The organism is Staphylococcus pettenkoferi, from assembly GCF_002902685.1.
Classification (GTDB): Bacteria; Bacillota; Bacilli; order Staphylococcales; family Staphylococcaceae; genus Staphylococcus; species Staphylococcus pettenkoferi.
The window spans coordinates 1-351 of record NZ_PPRN01000079.1; the positions used below are offsets into that span (position 1 = coordinate 1).

Annotated in this window: 1 pseudogene; it reads right to left on the minus strand. The window is 34.5% G+C overall.

The window, feature by feature from the left end:
* Nucleotides 1-295: pseudogene (locus tag CD126_RS11370) on the minus strand (IS6-like element IS257 family transposase); the annotation flags it as partial.
* Between the last annotated feature and the right edge of the window lie 56 nt (nucleotides 296-351).

The following is a 351-nucleotide window of genomic DNA, read 5'->3' on the forward strand; positions in this document are numbered from 1 at the left end:
TATGTCCCTCTGCATCAATGGCACGATATAAATAGCTCCATTTTCCTTTTATTTTGATGTACGTCTCATCAATACGCCATTTGTAATAGGCTTTTTTATGTTTTTTCTTCCAAATTTGATACAAAATCGGAGCATATTCTTGAACCCAACGATAGACTGTTGAATGGTGAACGTTGACACCACGTTCTCTTAGTATTTCAGATATATCACGATAACTCAGCGCGTATCTTAGATAGTAGCCAACGGCTACAGTGATGACGTCCTTGTTAAATTGTTTATATCTGAAATAATTCATACAGAAGACTCCTTTTTGTTAAAATTATACTATAAATTCAACTTTGCAACAGAACC